Raw genomic sequence first — 16,659 nt, forward strand, 5'->3', positions numbered from 1 at the left:
AGAAGGAGTATTCCCATGTTGAAAGGCAACCTCGCCGGACTGATGAAGCAAGCGCAGCAAATGCAGGAAAACATGAAGAAGATGCAGGAGCAGCTTGCGCAGATCGAAGTCGAAGGACAGTCGGGTGCCGGCCTCGTCAAGGTGACGATGACCTGCCGCAACGAAGTGCGTCGCGTGGCGATCGACCCGAGCCTGCTCGCGGACGACAAGGACATGCTCGAGGATCTGGTCGCGGCCGCGTTCAACGATGCTGTGCGCAAGGCCGAGGCGACGTCGCAGGAAAAGATGAGCGGCATGACGTCGGGCCTGCCGCTGCCCCCGGGCTTCAAGCTGCCGTTCTGAGCGCAGCGTCCGTTCAGCTTTCAGCCGCCGTATGAAACAGCCGTCCGCCCTGTCCGCGCTCGTCGAAGCGTTGCGCGTATTGCCCGGCGTCGGGCCGAAATCCGCGCAGCGCATGGCGTACCACCTGATGCAGCACGATCGGGAGGGCGCGGAGCGGCTCGGCCGGTCGCTGCTGTTCGCGACCGAGCACCTGCAGCACTGCGAGAAGTGCAATACGTTCACGGAAGCGCAGATCTGCGAGGTGTGCAGCGACGAGGAGCGTGATCCGACGCTGCTGTGTGTCGTCGAGACGCCGGCCGACCAGATCATGCTCGAGCAGACGATGACGTATCGCGGGCTGTATTTCGTGCTGATGGGGCGGCTGAGCCCGCTCGACGGGATCGGCCCGAAGGAAATCCATTTCGACCGCCTCGTGCGGCGCGCGTCCGACGGGATCGTCAAGGAGGTCGTGCTCGCGACCAACTTCACGAACGAGGGCGAAGCCACCGCGCACTACCTCGGCCAGACGCTGAAGGCGCGCGGGCTCGCGGTCACGCGCCTCGCGCGCGGCGTGCCGGTGGGCGGCGAGCTCGAATACGTCGACGCGGGCACGATCGCCCGCGCGATGCTCGACCGCCGCACGATGTAAGCCGGGCGCCGCCGGCCGGCGGCGCCGTTTCTCATGTCAGGGAGACACATGAGCACCAGCCAGGGCCCCCTCGCGGGCGTCAAAGTGCTCGAATTCGGGACGCTGATCGCGGGGCCGTTCGCGTCGCGCCTCTTTGCTGAATTCGGCGCGGAAGTGATCAAGATCGAGGATCCGAACGGCGGCGACCCGCTGCGCAAGTGGCGCAAGCTGCATCCGGAGCAGGGCGGCACGTCGTTGTGGTGGTCGGTCCAGGCACGCAACAAGAAATCGGTCACCCTCAACCTGAAATCCGATGCCGGCAAGACGATCGCGCGGCAGCTCGCACGCGAGGCCGACATCGTGATCGAAAACTTCCGCCCGGGCCTGCTCGAGAAGCTCGGGCTCGGCTACGACGTGCTGTCGGCCGACAACCCCGGTCTCGTGATGGTGCGCCTGTCCGGCTACGGGCAGACGGGCCCGTACCGCGACCGGCCCGGCTTCGGCGCGATCGCCGAATCGATGGGCGGGTTGCGCCACATCACCGGCTATCCGGACCTGCCGCCGCCGCGCATCGGCATCTCGATCGGCGACTCGATCGCCGCGCTGCACGGCGTGATCGGCGCGCTGATGGCACTTCACCACCGCAAGGTGAACGGCGGCGCGGGGCAGGTGGTCGACGTTGCGCTGTATGAAGCGGTGTTCAACATGATGGAAAGCGTGGTGCCCGAGTACGGCGTGTACGGGATGGTGCGCGAGCGCACCGGCGCGTCGCTGCCGGGCATCGTGCCGTCGAACACCTATGCGTGCCGCGACGGCAGCATCGTGATCGGCGGCAACAGCGACCCGATCTTCAAGCGACTGATGAAGGCGATCGAACGCGACGATCTCGCCGACGATCCGGCGCTTGCACGGAACGACGGACGCGTGCCGCGCACGCAGGAGATCGACGATGCGATCGCCGCGTGGCTCGCGCCGCGCACGATCGACGAGGCGCTCGTCGTGCTCAACGCGGCCGACGTGCCGGCCGGGCGTATCTATAGCGCCGCCGACATGTTCACCGATCCGCAATTCGTCGCGCGGCAGATGATCCAGCGTTTCAAGCTGGCCGACGGCACCGACATTCCGCTGCCGAACATCACGCCGAAGCTGTCCGACACGCCGGGCGAAACGCGCTGGCTCGGGCCCGAACTCGGCGAGCATACGGACGAGGTGCTGCGCGGCCTCGGCTACGACGCACAGGCGATCGCCGCGCTGCGCGAGGCCGGCGCGATCTGAGCGCCCCAAGACCGGGCGCTTCGCGTCGGGCCTCCGCGAGGGCAGCCTCTCCCGACGGGCACCCTTCAGGGCGGAAAGCGCTAGGCGGCATAACGTTGTCTCGCGCCTGCGGAACGCTGCCGCGCAATGCGGCGGCGCACCGTGCACGCAGGCCCGTCCGCAGCCGCCTGACTGTCGCTCTCGCGCCATCTTTCCTCGGTTACAATCGCCGGATGCGAATCCTACTCAGCAACGACGACGGCTATCTCGCCCCCGGTCTCGCCGCGCTCAGCGACGCGCTGCAGCCGCTTGCCGACCTCACGGTGATCGCGCCCGAGCAGAACTGCAGCGGCGCATCGAATTCCCTCACGCTGTCGCGGCCGCTGTCGGTGCAGCGCGCGACGAATACGGGTTTCTTCTACGTGAACGGCACGCCGACCGATTCGGTGCACGTCGCGTTGACGGGGATGGCCGACGCGAGGCCCGACCTCGTCGTGTCCGGGATCAACAACGGCCAGAACATGGGCGAAGACACGCTCTATTCAGGGACAGTTGCGGCCGCCACCGAAGGCATCATGTTCGGCGTGCCGGCCATCGCGTTTTCGCTGGCCGAGAAGGGCTGGGCGCACCTGGCGGACGCGGCGCGCGTCGCCGCGGAAATCGTCGAACACTATCTCGCGCATCCGCTGCCCGGTCAGCCGCTGCTGAACGTCAATATTCCGAATCTGCCGTACGACGAACTGAAAGGCTGGCAGGTCACGCGCCTCGGCAAGCGTCACCCGTCCCAGCCGGTGATTCGCCAGACCGACCCGCGCGGCGAACCGGTCTACTGGATCGGTGCCGCGGGTGCGGCGCTGGACGCGAGCGAAGGCACCGATTTCCACGCCGTCGCAAACGGTTTCGTATCGATCACGCCGCTGCAGCTCGATCTCACGCATACGCAAATGCTGCCTGCGACGCGCGAATGGGTGCGCGCAGGAGGGCGGGCTTCATGAGCGGCGAGCGCGCGAAGCGGTTTCCGCTCGCGCTCGAAGATCTCAAGCGAGCGCCACGCAAATCGGAAGGCCGGGCCGGCGAACGCCATGCGGCGGGCGCGGTGGCGAAGGCCGTCGACAAGTCCGCCGCCGTGCTGAAGCCGGTGGCGGTGAAGACGGGCGTCGCCCGCCCGGTGCACGGCACGACCGCTGCGAAGCCGGCGACCGCGCCGAAACCGACCGTGCCGAAGCCCGCGATGCCCAAGCCGGCTGCGCCGAGTGTCGCGCCGGCCGGTGCGTTCGCGCTGACGTCGGAACGTGTGCGCGAGCGCATGGTCGAACGCCTGCGCGCGAACGGCGTGACCGACGCGCGCGTGCTGGATGCGATGGCGGCGGTGCCGCGCCACATGTTCGTGGATCCGGGGCTCGCGACGCAGGCCTATGAGGATGCCGCGCTGCCGATCGGCCACCAGCAAACGATTTCAAAGCCGTCGGTCGTCGCGCGCATGATCGAGCTCGCGATGGCCGGCCGCACGCTCGAGCGCGTCCTTGAGATCGGCACCGGTTGCGGCTACCAGGCCGCGGTGCTGAGTCACGTGGCGCGCGACGTGTATTCGATTGAACGCATCAAGCCGCTCTACGAGCGCGCGAAGCTGAACCTGCGGCCGCTGCGCGTGCCGAACATCCGTCTGCATTACGGCGACGGGCGTGTCGGCCTGCCGGCTGCGGGCCCGTTCGACGCGATCGTGATCGCGGCGGCGGGGCTCGACGTGCCGCAGGCGCTGCTCGAGCAACTCGCGATCGGCGGGCGGCTCGTCGCGCCGGTCGGCGCGCAGAGCGGGCAGCCCCAGGTGCTTACGCTCGTCGAGCGCGTCGCGCACGCGCAATGGCGGGAGTCGCGGCTTGATCGCGTTTTCTTTGTCCCTTTAAAATCCGGAGTGATTTGAAACCGATGAGTATGTTGCGCGTGATGCAAAACAACCGAACCAGGGAACCGCTCACGTTCGCCCAGCGCGCGATCTGTGTGGCTGCGTTCTCCACGCTACTGGCCGCCTGTGCGACGCGGCTCGACAACGCGCCCGTCGTCGACCGCTCCGGAACGCTCGGCACGACCGCCGCCGCGCAGCCGGCGGTGCCGCTCGGCCCGCCGCCGCCCGGCTTCTACCGTGTGAAACCGGGCGATACGCTGTACCGGATCGCGCTCGAAAACGGGCAGAATTATCGCGACATCGCCACGTGGAACAACCTGGCGAACCCGAACCAGATCGAAGTCGACCAATTGCTGCGCGTCGCGCCGCCGGGCGGTGCCGCGGTTGCCGGCTCGCCGGCTGCCGCGCCGATCGCCGGCGCTGCCGTCGCGACCGCACCGCTCAGCAGCGGTCCCGCGACGTCGGCCGCGGGCTCGTCGTCCGCGAGCACGCCGCCGGCTGCCGCCGCATCGAGCGATACGGCCGCAGCGCCCAGCGGCCCCGTGACGTTTGCATGGCCCGTGCGCGGCCCGGTGCTGAACGGTTTCGACGACGCGAAGAACAAGGGCGTCAATATCGGCGGCACGTCCGGCGAGGCCGTGAAGGCGGCGGCCGACGGCCGCGTCGTCTACTCGGGCAACGGCCTGCGTGGTTACGGCAACCTCATTATCATCAAGCACGATGCAACTTACCTCACAGCGTATGCACACAATCGCGCTTTGATGGTAAAAGAGGGGGACGCGGTGACGAAGGGGCAAAAGATCGCCGAGATGGGTAACAGCGATGCCGACCGCGTGATGCTGCATTTCGAGGTTCGCCGGCAGGGTAAACCTGTCGATCCGCTGAAGTATTTGCCGCCTCAATAACCGAGACGACCATGCCGAAATCGAAGCGCCACGAGCCGCAAGCCGAGTCTGAGAAGATCAGTCGTGCCACGCAAGCATCGGCGGAGCGAGCTGGCGCTTCGACGGACGACGAAGACGATGTCGCGGAAAACGAACGTGATCTCGAGGCGCGCGACGCCGAAACGGACGGCGACGACGAGCGCGAAGGCCGTGCGGAAGCGGCGCCCGACGTCGACGATTTCCGCGCATTGCTGCAGGCCGAACTCACGGCCGACACGATCCAGCATTACCTGAATCGCATCAGCGTGAAGCCGCTCCTGACAGTCGAGGAGGAGCAGCGCTATTCGCGTCTCGCGAAGGCTGGCGAATTCGAGGCGCGGCAGGTGATGATCGAGCGCAACCTGCGTCTCGTCGTCAGCATCGCGAAGGGTTACCTGAACCGCGGCGTCCCGTTGCTCGACCTGATCGAGGAAGGCAACCTCGGACTGATGCACGCGATCGAGAAATTCGACCCGACGCGCGGCTTTCGTTTCTCGACCTACGCGACGTGGTGGATCCGTCAGAGCATCGAACGGGCGATCATGAACCAGGCTCGCACCGTGCGCCTGCCCGTGCACGTGATCCGCGAACTGAACCAGGTGCTGCGTGCGAAGCGCCACCTTGAAAAGAATTCGATGTCGACGGGCGAGGCGGCCGAGCGCCGCGAAGCCAGCATCGACGACATCGCCTATCTCACCGGCAAGACCGCCGAGGAAGTTACCGACATCCTCGCGCTCAACGAGCACACCGCGTCGCTCGACGCGCCGCTCGATCTCGATCCCGCGAGCAGCCTGCTCGACCTGCTGCCCGACGACCAAAGCCAGTCGCCCGACGCCGAGGTGCAGCACCGCGAACTCGAGACGCTGACGCGCGCGTGGCTGTCGCGGCTGTCCGACAAGCATCGGCACGTGATCGAGCGCCGCTTCGGCCTGAACCACATCGAACCGGCCACGCTCGAGGAACTGGCCGACGAGATGGGGCTCACGCGCGAGCGCGTGCGGCAGATCCAGCAGGAAGCGCTGGTGCGCCTCAAGCGGTTCTTTGCCTCCAACGGCGTGCGCAAGGACGCCGTTCTGTAACCGATGACTCCGATTCTCGTTTTTGACATCGAGACCATTCCCGATGTCGACGGCATTCGCCGTCTGGAAGACCTGCCCGCGACGCTCGACGATGCCGCGGTGGCCGAACATGCGTTCGCCGCGCGCCGCGAGAAGACCGGCAGCGATTTCCTGCCGCATCACCTGCAGCGCATCGCGGCGATCTCCTGCGTGTTCCGCGACAACAACGGATTTCGCGTGCGCTCGCTGGGCACGCCCCAGGACAACGAGGCGACGCTGGTCCAGTCGTTCTATCGCGTGATCGAGAAATACACGCCGCAGCTCGTGTCGTGGAACGGCGGCGGCTTCGATCTGCCGGTGCTCCATTACCGTGCGCTCGTGCACGGGATCCCCGCGACGCGCTACTGGGATCTGGGCGAGGACGACCGCGACTTCAAGTGGAACAACTACATCTCGCGCTATCACTCGCGACACACCGATCTGATGGACGTGCTCGCGATGTATCAGGCGCGCGCGAATGCGCCGCTCGACGCGCTTGCGAAGCTGTGCGGTTTTCCGGGCAAGCTCGGGATGGACGGCAGCCAGGTGTGGCCCGCGTTCCAGGACGGCCGGATCGAGGAAATCCGCAACTATTGCGAAACCGACGTCGTTAATACTTACCTGCTGTATTGCCGGTTCCAGTTGATGCGCGGTGGCCTGACGCCGAGCGAATATGCTGACGAGATCCTGCTCGTGAAGAACGCGCTGGCACAGGAGCCCGCGTCGCATTGGGCCGAATACCTAGCCGGTTTCGAGGTGTGATGCGGGCGGCTCGCGCCGCGGCAGCGATCAATCGAATTCGAGCACGACAGGCTGGTGATCCGACGCGCGCAGGTCGCCGTCGATCTCGCAGCGCGTGATGCGTGGCAGCAGCGTATCGGTCACGAACACGAAATCGCATGCGAGCGGTCCTTCCGACCATTGCGCCGTATCGTAGACGCCGGCAGTCGGCGGCGGCGTGCAGCCCGGGTGGCGGGCAATCCACGCATCGACGAACGGCGGCGCGTCGTCGATCGGCGCCAGCATGCGCCGGTACGCATCGCTGTCGAACGCGCTGTTGAAATCGCCGCAGACGATCGCGTCGCGCGGCTGGCCGGTCGCGCTGAACGGCCCCGTCGCATTTTCCGCCGGCGCGGGCCGGTCCGCGTGGGCGCAGGCTTCGCGATGCCGATCACGCAACGCATCGACCTGCGCGAGTCGCTGGCGCGCCGAATAGAATTCGAGGTGCGTCGTGACGACCCGCAGCGGGCCCGACGGCGTCACCAGCTCGACGTCCAGCGCGACACGCGGCATTGACGGCGCGCCCGCGTCGGCCGGCCACGGCAGCAGGTGGCGCAGCACGCGCCGGACGGGTAGCCGGGATGCGATCGCATTGCCGAACTGGCGGCGCGGCGCGCCGGGTTCGAGCGCCGGCAAGTCGGCGCCGATCGCGTCGACGATCGTATAGCCGGGCAGCAAAGCCGCCAGTTCGGCGAACTGGTCGGGGCCCGGCCGGCCGGGCAGGGCGCCGAAGCCGCGCGTCATTTCCTGCAGACACAACACGTCGAAGTCGCCGAGCCCGTGGGCGGCGGCGATGGTGCGGGCGAGGTCGACGACGCCGTCCGCGTCCCGACCCCATTGAACATTCCAGTCGATCAGTCGCATGGTCGAGTCTCCTGAGTTTTCCGCGAGCAGAACCTGTGCCGCCCATGGCCGGGCGCGGGACGCGGCGCATGCGGGCCGGCGGTAGTCCGTTCCTGCATGACGCGGCACCGTAGATGCATCCATCTGGAGGCTTGCGCCATGAAAGCAGGCGATGCGGGCTTTCGTCGTCTACAATCTCGCCTTCTTCAACGTTTTGTCAGGAAAAGCTGGTGTCCGAAGCCGTCCCCACTTCTGCGCGCAAATCGAAAAATGCGCCCGTCGCGCCCGGGCCTGCCCCGGTTCTCGAGATCGAATCGCTCGACATGGAAGCGCGCGGTGTCGGCCGCACGACGACCGAGGACGGCTCGCCGGGCAAGGTCATCTTCGTCGAGGGCGCGCTGCCCGGCGAGCGCGTGACCTATTCGAGCTATCGTCGCAAGCCGAGCTATGAGCAGGCGACCGTTGTCGATATTCTGCGCCCGAGCGTGCTGCGCACGCAGCCGAAGTGCAAATTCTTCGGCACCTGCGGCGGCTGCTCGATGCAGCACCTCGACATGCGTGCGCAGGTGGCGATCAAGCAGCGAGTGCTCGAGGACAACCTGTGGCACCTGTCGAAGCTGCGCGCCGAGACGGTGTTCGCGCCGATCCACGGCCCGTCGTGGGGCTACCGCTACCGTGCGCGCCTGACCGTGCGCAACGTCGCGAAGAAGGGCGGCGTGCTGGTTGGATTCCATGAAAAGAAGAGCAGCTATGTCGCCGACATGACGAGCTGCGAAGTGCTGCCGCCGCACGTGTCGGCGATGCTCGTGCCGCTGCGTCGGCTGGTGGAGGGGCTGTCGATCCGTGACCGGATGCCGCAGATCGAGCTCGCGGTCGGTTCGCAAGTCACGGCGCTGGTGCTGCGCGTGCTGGAGCCGATCAATGCGGACGACGAAGCGCTGCTGCGCGCGTTCGCGGACGAGCACAAGGTGCAATTCTGGCTTCAGCCGAAGGGCCCGGACACGGTCACGCCGTTCTATCCGCTCGACGTGCCGCTCGACTACACGCTGCCGGAGTTCGGCATCCGCATGCCGTTCAAGCCGACCGACTTCACGCAGGTCAACCATCAGATCAACCGCGTGCTGGTGGGCCGCGCACTGCGCCTGCTCGCGCCGTCGCGCGACGATCGCGTGCTCGACCTGTTCTGCGGAATCGGCAACTTCACGCTGCCGCTGGCGCGGCTGTCGCGCGAGGTGATGGGCATCGAAGGCAGCGAGACGCTGACGACGCGCGCGCTGGCGAATGCGCGCGAGAACGGTGTCGACGGGCACACGACCTTCGCGTGCCGGAACCTGTTCGAGGTCACGGGCGACGACCTCCGTGCGCTCGGCGCGTTCGACAAGTTCCTGATCGATCCGCCGCGCGAAGGCGCGCTCGCGGTGTCGAAGGCGCTGGCCGAAATCGCGCAGAGTGGCGAAGGCCCGCTGCCGAAGCGCATCGTCTACGTGTCGTGCAACCCGTCGACGCTCGCGCGCGACGCGGGCCTGCTCGTGCACGAGGCCGGCTATCGGCTGAAGGGTGCCGGGGTCGTGAACATGTTCCCGAATACGTCGCACGTCGAATCGATCGCGCTGTTCGAGCGCGATTGAGCGGACGGGCGGCGGACGTAAAAAAACCGGCCCTCGAGGCCGGTTTTTTCATGGTGTGCAGCGACCGTCAGTTGCGGTTGCCGCCGAAGATGCCCAGAAGCGCGAGCAGGTTCGTGAACACGTTGTACAGATCGAGGTAGATCGCAAGCGTAGCCGAGATGTAGTTCGTCTCGCCGCCGTTCACGACGCGCTGGACGTCGAACAGCATGTAGGCCGAGAAGATCGCGATCGCGAGCACGGACACGGTGAGCATCAGCGCCGGCAGTTGCAGGAAGATGTTCGCGACCGAGGCAAGCAGGATCACGATCACGCCCATGAACAGCCACTTGCCGAGCCCCGAGAAGTCACGCTTGCTGACCGTGGCGATCGTCGCCATCGCGGCGAAGATGATGCCGGTGCCGCCGAACGCGAGCATGATCAGCGACGGGCCGTTCGAGAAGCCGAGGATGAAGCTCAGCAGGCGCGACAGCATCAGGCCCATGAAGAACGTGAAGCCGAGCAGCACGAACACGCCGGCCGCGCTGTTTTTCGTCCGCTCGATCGCGAACATGAAGCCGAACGCGATCGCGAAGAACGCAAGCAGGCTCATCATCGGGCTCGTGGCCGCGAACAGCGAGAAGCCCGTCGCGACACCGACCCATGCGCCCAGCACCGTCGGCACCATCGACAGCGCGAGCAGCCAGTACGTGTTCCGCAGCACGCGATTGCGAACCTCTGCGGTGCTGACGGAGCCGCCGCGGCCGAAATTGTACGGATAGTCGTTCATGGTTTCTCCTAACATTGAACGCGTGGGCGTCCCGGGGCCGGTTCAGGCACACGCGGTGTGCGGCGCAGCAAACCGGAGCAGCTATGGCTAAGATACGTTCCGCGCCGCGAGGTTTCAATGGCCGGCGGCGCAAAAACATATGGATTCTGAACCTTTCACTCGTGTAAGGGTTCAATCGCAATGATACACGGGATCGTGCTACAATAGCGGATTCATTTGAACCTGTAACTTCTTAATTTCTTGGAGTTTTTATGGCAATCGAGCGCACCCTGTCGATCATCAAGCCGGATGCGGTGGCAAAGAACGTGATCGGCCAGATCTACAGCCGTTTCGAAGGCGCCGGCCTGAAGATCGTCGCATCGCGCATGGCACACCTGTCGCGTGCGGACGCAGAGAAGTTCTACGCAGTTCACGCAGCACGTCCGTTCTTCAAGGATCTCGTCGATTTCATGATCTCGGGCCCGGTGATGATCCAGGTTCTGGAAGGTGAAGGCGCGATCCTGAAGAACCGCGACCTGATGGGCGCGACGGATCCGAAGAAGGCGGAAAAGGGCACGATCCGCGCCGACTTCGCCGACAGCATCGACGCGAACGCCGTGCACGGCTCGGACGCTGCCGAAACGGCCGCGGTCGAAATCGCGTTCTTCTTCCCGGAAATGAACGTCTACTCGCGCTAAGCCCTGGCTGGCAACAAGTAGGCAGGATTCAGCGCACGCGGCAAGGCAGCACATCATGACGAGCGAAACTTCCGTCAATCTTCTCGACTTCGATGCCGAGGGTCTTGTCGCGTACTGCGGCAGCCTCGGCGAGAAGCCGTTCCGCGCCAAGCAGTTGCAGCGCTGGATCCATCAGTACAACGCCGGCGATTTCGACGGCATGACCGACCTTGCGAAGTCCCTGAGAGAAAAGCTCAAGGGCCGCGCGTCGATCGTGATGCCCGATATCGTCAGTGATCACGTTTCCACCGACGGCACGCGCAAGTGGCTGATCGACGTCGGAAACGGCAATGCGGTCGAAACCGTTTTCATCCCGGAAGAGACGCGCGGCACGCTGTGCGTGTCGTCGCAGGCCGGGTGTGCGGTCAACTGCCGCTTCTGCTCGACGGGCAAGCAGGGTTTCTCCCGCAATCTGTCGACAGCCGAAATCATCGGCCAGCTCCGGATGGCCGAATTTGCATTGCGTGCGTCGCTTGGTCGTGCGCCCGGTCCGAACGGCAAGGCCGAACGGGTCGTCACCAACGTGGTGATGATGGGCATGGGCGAGCCGCTGCTGAACTACAGCGCGGTCGTGCCCGCGATGCGGCTGATGCTCGACGACAACGCCTACGGCCTGTCGCGCCGCCGCGTCACGTTGTCGACGTCCGGCGTGGTGCCGATGATGGACCGCCTCGGCGCCGAACTGCCGGTCGCGCTCGCTGTTTCGCTGCACGCGCCGAACGACGCGCTGCGCGACGAGCTGGTGCCGCTCAACAAGAAGCATCCGCTTCGCGAGCTGATGGCGGCGTGCCAGCGTTATCTGAAAGTTGCGCCACGCGACTTCATTACTTTCGAATACTGCATGCTCGACGGCGTCAACGACACCGAAGCGCATGCGCGCGAACTGCTGGCCGTCACGCGCGACGTGCCCTGCAAGTTCAATCTGATCCCGTTCAATCCGTTTCCGGAATCGGGCCTCATCCGCTCGAAGCCGGAGCAGATCAAGCGTTTCGCACAGGTCCTCATCGACGCGGGTGTCGTCACGACCGTGCGCAAGACGCGCGGCGACGACATTGACGCCGCGTGCGGCCAGCTGGCCGGCGCCGTGAAGGATCGCACGCGACTGGCGGAGCGAACGGGCGCAGCAGCAAAAATCATCGAAGTTCGGGCGGTTTGACGGGGATGCCCGAACCTTTTGGCGGTACAACACGCGAATAGCGATCGGTCGCGGCGCCTCGGCGCCGCGCATGATATGGACGGTTGCGGGGGCCGGCGGCGCCCGCCAGTGAAGAAGAATCGACGCGAGGACAAGGATGAGTGAGCCGCAGCCGACAAACGGCGCAGAGACGAATGCCGCGAAGCCGGCGCAGGCAGGGCTTGAAACGCTGGCAGCCGTCGGCAGCCGGCTGGCGCAGCTCCGGGAAGCCAAGGGTTGGACGGTCGACGACGTGTCGGCGCGGCTCAAGGTCGCCCCGCAGAAGCTGCGTGCGCTCGAGGCGGGCGACATCAGCCATTTGCCCGGCGTGACGTTCGCGCTCGGCGTCGTGCGCAGCTACGCGAAAATGCTCGGCGTCGATCCCGAGCCGTTTGCACAGGCATTGCGCCGCGAGCGGGGCGTGCCGGAGGTCGATCTGTCGATGCCTGCGTCGTCGGGGACGGATCTGCCGCGTGGTCGCGTGTCGATTCCGCTCGGCGGCTCGTCGCGCCATCATCCGTGGCTGTGGGGAACGGCGATCGTTGTCGTCGCGGTGATCGCGGTGCTCATGTGGCACACTGGCGGCGATTCGTCGAGCTGGCTCGCGCGCTTCAAGGGCGGCGGCGACACCGAACATGCGTCGGCGGCGAGCGCGCCGGCGGCGTCTTCCGCCGAAGAGGCGGCCGCGGGCGGCGCGTCGACGGCAGTCGGCAACGACGTCCCGGCGCAGGTTGCAGCATCCGCCGCGGCACCGCAGGTCGTTGCGTCGGCTGCTCCGGTTGCTTCAGCCCCGGCCCCGACGGCCGTCGTGCCTGCGTCACAACCGATCGTCGCGACGGCAGCGGCGAGCAGCGCGGCCGTGCCGGCGCAGCCCGCGAGCGTCGTGGTGGCGGCAGGCCAGTCGATGGTCGAACTGAAGGTCAAGCAGGATTGCTGGTTCAGCGTGCGCGACAAGAGCGGCAAGGAGCTGTTCTCGGCACTGGTGCGGGCCGGCGAGACGAAGCAGGTCGCCGGTGACGGGCCGTTCAAGGTGACGATCGGCAACAAGGCAGGTCTTGATACGGTCGCGTTCGACGGAAAACCTGTCGATCCGGCGAAATATTCGGCAGCGCGGGGTAACGTGGCGCGGTTCACGCTGCCCTGACGTCAAGCGCCGTGACGCAGGTCTGTCCTGGACAGGCCGCGAGGGCACGGCGCTTTTTCAATTCATGCGCCGCCTCGCGGCGCATTCCGCGTAAATGGATCTATCGATGCAATCCGAAGCTCAATCCCCACGCAGCAGTCAGATTTGTTCAACCGAGCCGGTGTTCGGCGGGCATCAGCCGCGTCGCGTGTCGCATGCGGTGGATGTTCGTTGGGGCGGGCAGCTCGTGACGATCGGCGGCGATGCGCCGGTGCGCGTGCAGTCGATGACGAATACCGACACGGCCGATGCGATCGGCACGGCGATCCAGATCAAGGAACTCGCGAACGCGGGCTCCGAACTGGTGCGTATCACGGTCAATACGCCGGAGGCCGCGGCCGCCGTGCCGGCGATCCGCGAGCAGCTCGACCGGATGGGTGTGACCGTCCCGCTCGTCGGGGATTTTCACTACAACGGCCACCTGCTGCTGCGCGACTATCCGGGCTGCGCGGAGTCGCTGTCGAAGTACCGGATCAACCCGGGTAACGTCGGTCAGGGCGCGAAGCGCGACACGCAGTTCGCGCAGATGATCGAAGCCGCGGCGAAGTACGACAAGCCGGTGCGGATCGGCGTGAACTGGGGCAGCCTCGACCAGGATCTGCTCGCGCGCATGATGGACGAGAACGGCGCGCGTTCGCAGCCGTGGGATGCGCAGAGCGTGATGTATGAAGCGCTGATCCAGTCGGCGATCGGCTCGGCCGAGCGCGCGGTCGAACTGGGTCTCGGCCGTGACCGCATCGTGCTGTCGTGCAAGGTCAGCGGCGTGCAGGACCTGATCGCCGTGTACCGTGAGCTCGGCCGCCGCTGCGGCTTCGCGCTGCACCTCGGTCTGACCGAGGCCGGCATGGGCTCGAAGGGCATCGTCGCTTCGACGGCCGCGCTCGGCGTGCTGCTGCAGGAAGGGATCGGCGACACGATCCGCATTTCGCTGACGCCGGAGCCGGGCGCGTCGCGCACGGGCGAAGTGATCGTCGGCCAGGAAATCCTGCAGACGATGGGCCTGCGCTCGTTCGCGCCGATGGTGATCGCGTGCCCGGGCTGCGGCCGCACGACGAGCACGCTTTTCCAGGAACTCGCGATGCAGATCCAGACCTATCTGCGTGAGCAGATGCCGGTCTGGCGCAAGGAATATCCGGGTGTCGAAAAGATGAACGTCGCGGTGATGGGCTGCATCGTCAACGGCCCGGGCGAGTCGAAGCACGCGAACATCGGCATCAGCCTGCCGGGTTCGGGCGAAAACCCGGCCGCGCCCGTCTTCATCGACGGCGAGAAGGTCAAGACGCTGCGCGGTGAGCGGATCGCCGAGGAATTCCAGCAGATCGTCAGCGACTACGTCGCACGCAATTATGGCCGCACCGAGGCCCTGAACTAAATTCGTCCACACACACGAACGATGACTGAACAGAAACGCAAGATCGAGAAGCTCACCGGCGTCAAGGGCATGAACGACATCCTCCCGCAGGATGCCGGCCTCTGGGAGTTCTTCGAAGCTACCGTGAAATCGCTGCTGCGCGCGTACGGCTATCAGAACATCCGCACGCCGATCGTCGAACATACGCAGCTCTTCACGCGCGGCATCGGCGAAGTCACGGACATCGTCGAGAAGGAGATGTACAGCTTCACCGACGCGCTGAACGGCGAGAACCTGACGATGCGCCCGGAAAACACCGCGGCCGTCGTGCGTGCGTCGATCGAGCACAACATGCTGTATGACGGCCCGAAGCGCCTGTGGTACATCGGCCCGATGTTCCGTCACGAGCGTCCGCAGCGCGGCCGCTACCGCCAGTTCCACCAGGTCGGCGTCGAGGCGCTCGGCTTCGCGGGCCCGGATGCGGATGCCGAGATCATCATGATGTGCCAGCGCCTGTGGGACGACCTCGGCCTGACCGGCATCAAGCTCGAGATCAATTCGCTCGGCCTCGCCGAAGAGCGTGCCGCGCACCGCGTCGAACTGATCAAGTATCTCGAGCAGTTCGCCGATGTCCTGGACGAGGACGCCAAGCGTCGCCTGTATACGAACCCGCTGCGCGTGCTCGATACGAAGAACCCCGCGCTGCAGGAAATCGCGCAGAACGCGCCGAAGCTGATCGACTTCCTGGGCGACGAGTCGCGTGCCCACTTCGAAGGGCTGCAGCGCCTGCTGCTCGCGAACAACATCCCGTTCAAGATCAACCCGCGTCTCGTGCGCGGCCTCGACTACTACAATCTGACCGTGTTCGAGTGGGTGACCGACAAGCTCGGCGCGCAGGGCACGGTCGCGGCCGGCGGCCGCTACGATCCGTTGATCGAGCAGCTCGGCGGCAAGCCGACCGCCGCGTGCGGCTGGGCGATGGGCATCGAGCGCATTCTCGAGCTGCTGAAGGAAGAGGATCTCGCGCCCGAGCAGGAGGGTGTCGACGTGTACGTGGTGCACCAGGGCGAGACGGCGCGCGAACAGGCGTTCATCGCGGCCGAGCGTCTGCGCGATACGGGCCTCGACGTGATTTTCCACTGCAGCGCCGACGGCGGCCCGGCAAGCTTCAAGTCGCAGATGAAGCGGGCCGATGCGAGCGGTGCCGCGTTCGCGGTGATCTTCGGCGAAGAAGAGGTCGCGAACGGCACGGTCGGCGTGAAAGCGTTGCGCGGTGCGGGCGAGGACGGAGAAAAGAACGTTCAGCAGACCGTACCGGTCGAAAGCTTGACCGAATTCCTAATCAATGCGATGGTTGCATCCGCCGAAGACGGCGACGACTGATCGCGCTGGCATTCGCTCGACAAGAAAAGCCTGAAAAGGAAGGAATCGCTCGCCGATGAGTTATCACGACGAACAAGAATCGATTGAAAGTCTCAAGGCGTGGTGGGCCCGCTGGGGCAACCTCACCACGTGGATCGTGCTCGCGGCGCTGGTCGTCGCGGCTGGTTTCAACGGCTGGAATTACTGGCAGCGCCGTCAGGCCGCCGAGGCTTCCGGGTTGTACGAGCAGGTGCAGAAGGCCGCCGCCGCGAATGACAAGGCGACGATGGCCCGCGCGGCCGCCGACATGGAAAGCAAGTTCGGCAGCACGCCGTATGCGCAAATGACCGCACTGTCGGCGGCGAAGACGTTGTACGCGGCCGGCGACGCCGCCGGCGCGAAGGCGCAGCTGCAATGGGCCGTCGATCACGCCAAGGACGACGAGTACAAGCAGATCGCGAAACTGCGTCTCGCATCGCTGCTGCTCGACGAGAAGGCGTACGATGCGGGCCTCGCGCTGCTGTCCGGCACGCCGGTCGATGCATTCAAGGGCCTCGTGGCCGATCGCCGTGGCGATCTGCTTGCGGCGCAAGGCAAGACCGACGATGCGCGCGCCGCGTACAAGCTCGCGCTCGCCGGCCTGTCGCAGGACGACCAGTCCGCGCGTCAGCTCGTGCAGTTCAAGCTCGATGCGCTCGGCGGCTGATCCCGGCCCCCTCAACCTCTTAAC

General features: G+C 66.0%; 17 protein-coding genes. 15 read left to right on the top strand and 2 right to left on the bottom strand.

Annotated elements, in window-relative coordinates; genetic code table 11:
* Positions 1 to 15 precede the first annotated feature (15 nt).
* From WS49_RS15215 to WS49_RS15250, 8 genes are all read left to right on the top strand, one after another.
* Complete coding sequence (locus tag WS49_RS15215) at positions 16 to 342, top strand: YbaB/EbfC family nucleoid-associated protein (RefSeq protein ID WP_006755698.1); 327 nt, start codon at positions 16 to 18, stop codon at positions 340 to 342.
* Positions 343 to 373: 31 nt separating this feature from the next.
* On the top strand, positions 374 to 970 hold the full coding sequence (gene recR, locus WS49_RS15220; protein ID WP_014896897.1) for a recombination mediator RecR: 597 nt from the start codon (positions 374 to 376) through the stop codon (positions 968 to 970).
* A gap of 48 nt (positions 971 to 1,018) precedes the next feature.
* Entirely contained in the window at positions 1,019 to 2,224 is a 1,206-nt protein-coding gene (locus WS49_RS15225; RefSeq protein ID WP_059529902.1) for a CaiB/BaiF CoA transferase family protein, read from the top strand.
* Positions 2,225 to 2,436: 212 nt separating this feature from the next.
* Positions 2,437 to 3,198 carry a 5'/3'-nucleotidase SurE gene (gene surE / locus WS49_RS15230; RefSeq protein WP_059529905.1) on the top strand — a complete coding sequence of 254 codons (762 nt, stop codon included), beginning with the start codon at positions 2,437 to 2,439 and terminating at the stop codon, positions 3,196 to 3,198.
* The gene (locus WS49_RS15235; protein WP_059529908.1) at positions 3,195 to 4,124 is read left to right on the top strand and encodes a protein-L-isoaspartate(D-aspartate) O-methyltransferase; all 930 of its coding nucleotides are present in this window, start codon (positions 3,195 to 3,197) and stop codon (positions 4,122 to 4,124) included. The genes surE and WS49_RS15235 overlap by 4 nt, the downstream gene beginning before the upstream one ends.
* A 5-nt stretch (positions 4,125 to 4,129) precedes the next feature.
* Positions 4,130 to 5,011: a peptidoglycan DD-metalloendopeptidase family protein gene (locus WS49_RS15240; RefSeq protein ID WP_059529911.1), complete on the top strand. Its 882-nt coding sequence runs from the start codon at positions 4,130 to 4,132 to the stop codon at positions 5,009 to 5,011.
* Between the two features lie 11 nt (positions 5,012 to 5,022).
* On the top strand, positions 5,023 to 6,108 hold the full coding sequence (rpoS, locus tag WS49_RS15245; protein WP_059529914.1) for an RNA polymerase sigma factor RpoS: 1,086 nt from the start codon (positions 5,023 to 5,025) through the stop codon (positions 6,106 to 6,108).
* Between the two features lie 3 nt (positions 6,109 to 6,111).
* A complete protein-coding gene (locus WS49_RS15250) occupies positions 6,112 to 6,888 on the top strand; it encodes a 3'-5' exonuclease (protein WP_059529916.1) in 777 nt (258 codons plus the stop codon).
* A 27-nt stretch (positions 6,889 to 6,915) separates the two neighbouring features.
* On the opposite strand, the gene WS49_RS15255 is transcribed toward WS49_RS15250, so the two are convergent.
* Positions 6,916 to 7,770, bottom strand: a complete 855-nt coding sequence (locus WS49_RS15255; RefSeq protein WP_059529920.1) for an endonuclease/exonuclease/phosphatase family protein — start codon at positions 7,768 to 7,770, stop codon at positions 6,916 to 6,918.
* Between the two features lie 209 nt (positions 7,771 to 7,979).
* Between WS49_RS15255 and rlmD the strand changes: the two genes are divergently transcribed.
* Positions 7,980 to 9,377, top strand: a complete 1,398-nt coding sequence (rlmD, locus tag WS49_RS15260; RefSeq protein WP_082721843.1) for a 23S rRNA (uracil(1939)-C(5))-methyltransferase RlmD — start codon at positions 7,980 to 7,982, stop codon at positions 9,375 to 9,377.
* A gap of 67 nt (positions 9,378 to 9,444) precedes the next feature.
* Here the strand turns inward: rlmD and WS49_RS15265 are convergent, their stop codons facing one another.
* Positions 9,445 to 10,143, bottom strand: coding sequence for a Bax inhibitor-1/YccA family protein (locus WS49_RS15265; RefSeq protein WP_006761414.1), 699 nt, complete (start codon positions 10,141 to 10,143; stop codon positions 9,445 to 9,447).
* Positions 10,144 to 10,394: 251 nt separating this feature from the next.
* Here WS49_RS15265 and ndk point away from each other — a divergent pair, with 251 nt between their 5' ends.
* The 6 genes from ndk (at position 10,395) to WS49_RS15295 (ending at position 16,635) form a co-directional block, all read left to right on the top strand.
* Complete coding sequence (gene ndk / locus WS49_RS15270) at positions 10,395 to 10,820, top strand: nucleoside-diphosphate kinase (protein WP_006478674.1); 426 nt, start codon at positions 10,395 to 10,397, stop codon at positions 10,818 to 10,820.
* Positions 10,821 to 10,875: 55 nt separating this feature from the next.
* Positions 10,876 to 12,015 (top strand): 23S rRNA (adenine(2503)-C(2))-methyltransferase RlmN, encoded by a 1,140-nt coding sequence (rlmN, locus tag WS49_RS15275; RefSeq protein WP_014896906.1) that lies wholly within the window; start codon positions 10,876 to 10,878, stop codon positions 12,013 to 12,015.
* A 136-nt stretch (positions 12,016 to 12,151) separates the two neighbouring features.
* Positions 12,152 to 13,177: a helix-turn-helix domain-containing protein gene (locus tag WS49_RS15280; protein WP_059529926.1), complete on the top strand. Its 1,026-nt coding sequence runs from the start codon at positions 12,152 to 12,154 to the stop codon at positions 13,175 to 13,177.
* A gap of 106 nt (positions 13,178 to 13,283) precedes the next feature.
* Positions 13,284 to 14,588 (top strand): flavodoxin-dependent (E)-4-hydroxy-3-methylbut-2-enyl-diphosphate synthase, encoded by a 1,305-nt coding sequence (gene ispG, locus WS49_RS15285; protein ID WP_027787235.1) that lies wholly within the window; start codon positions 13,284 to 13,286, stop codon positions 14,586 to 14,588.
* 21 nt (positions 14,589 to 14,609) lie between these two features.
* Positions 14,610 to 15,950: a histidine--tRNA ligase gene (hisS, locus tag WS49_RS15290; protein ID WP_044848982.1), complete on the top strand. Its 1,341-nt coding sequence runs from the start codon at positions 14,610 to 14,612 to the stop codon at positions 15,948 to 15,950.
* A gap of 55 nt (positions 15,951 to 16,005) precedes the next feature.
* Positions 16,006 to 16,635 carry a tetratricopeptide repeat protein gene (locus WS49_RS15295; protein WP_059529930.1) on the top strand — a complete coding sequence of 210 codons (630 nt, stop codon included), beginning with the start codon at positions 16,006 to 16,008 and terminating at the stop codon, positions 16,633 to 16,635.
* The last annotated feature ends 24 nt before the right edge of the window (positions 16,636 to 16,659 follow it).

Origin of the sequence: Burkholderia sp. RF7-non_BP4, from assembly GCF_001521935.1 — a bacterium.
Taxonomy (GTDB): domain Bacteria; phylum Pseudomonadota; class Gammaproteobacteria; order Burkholderiales; family Burkholderiaceae; genus Burkholderia; species Burkholderia diffusa.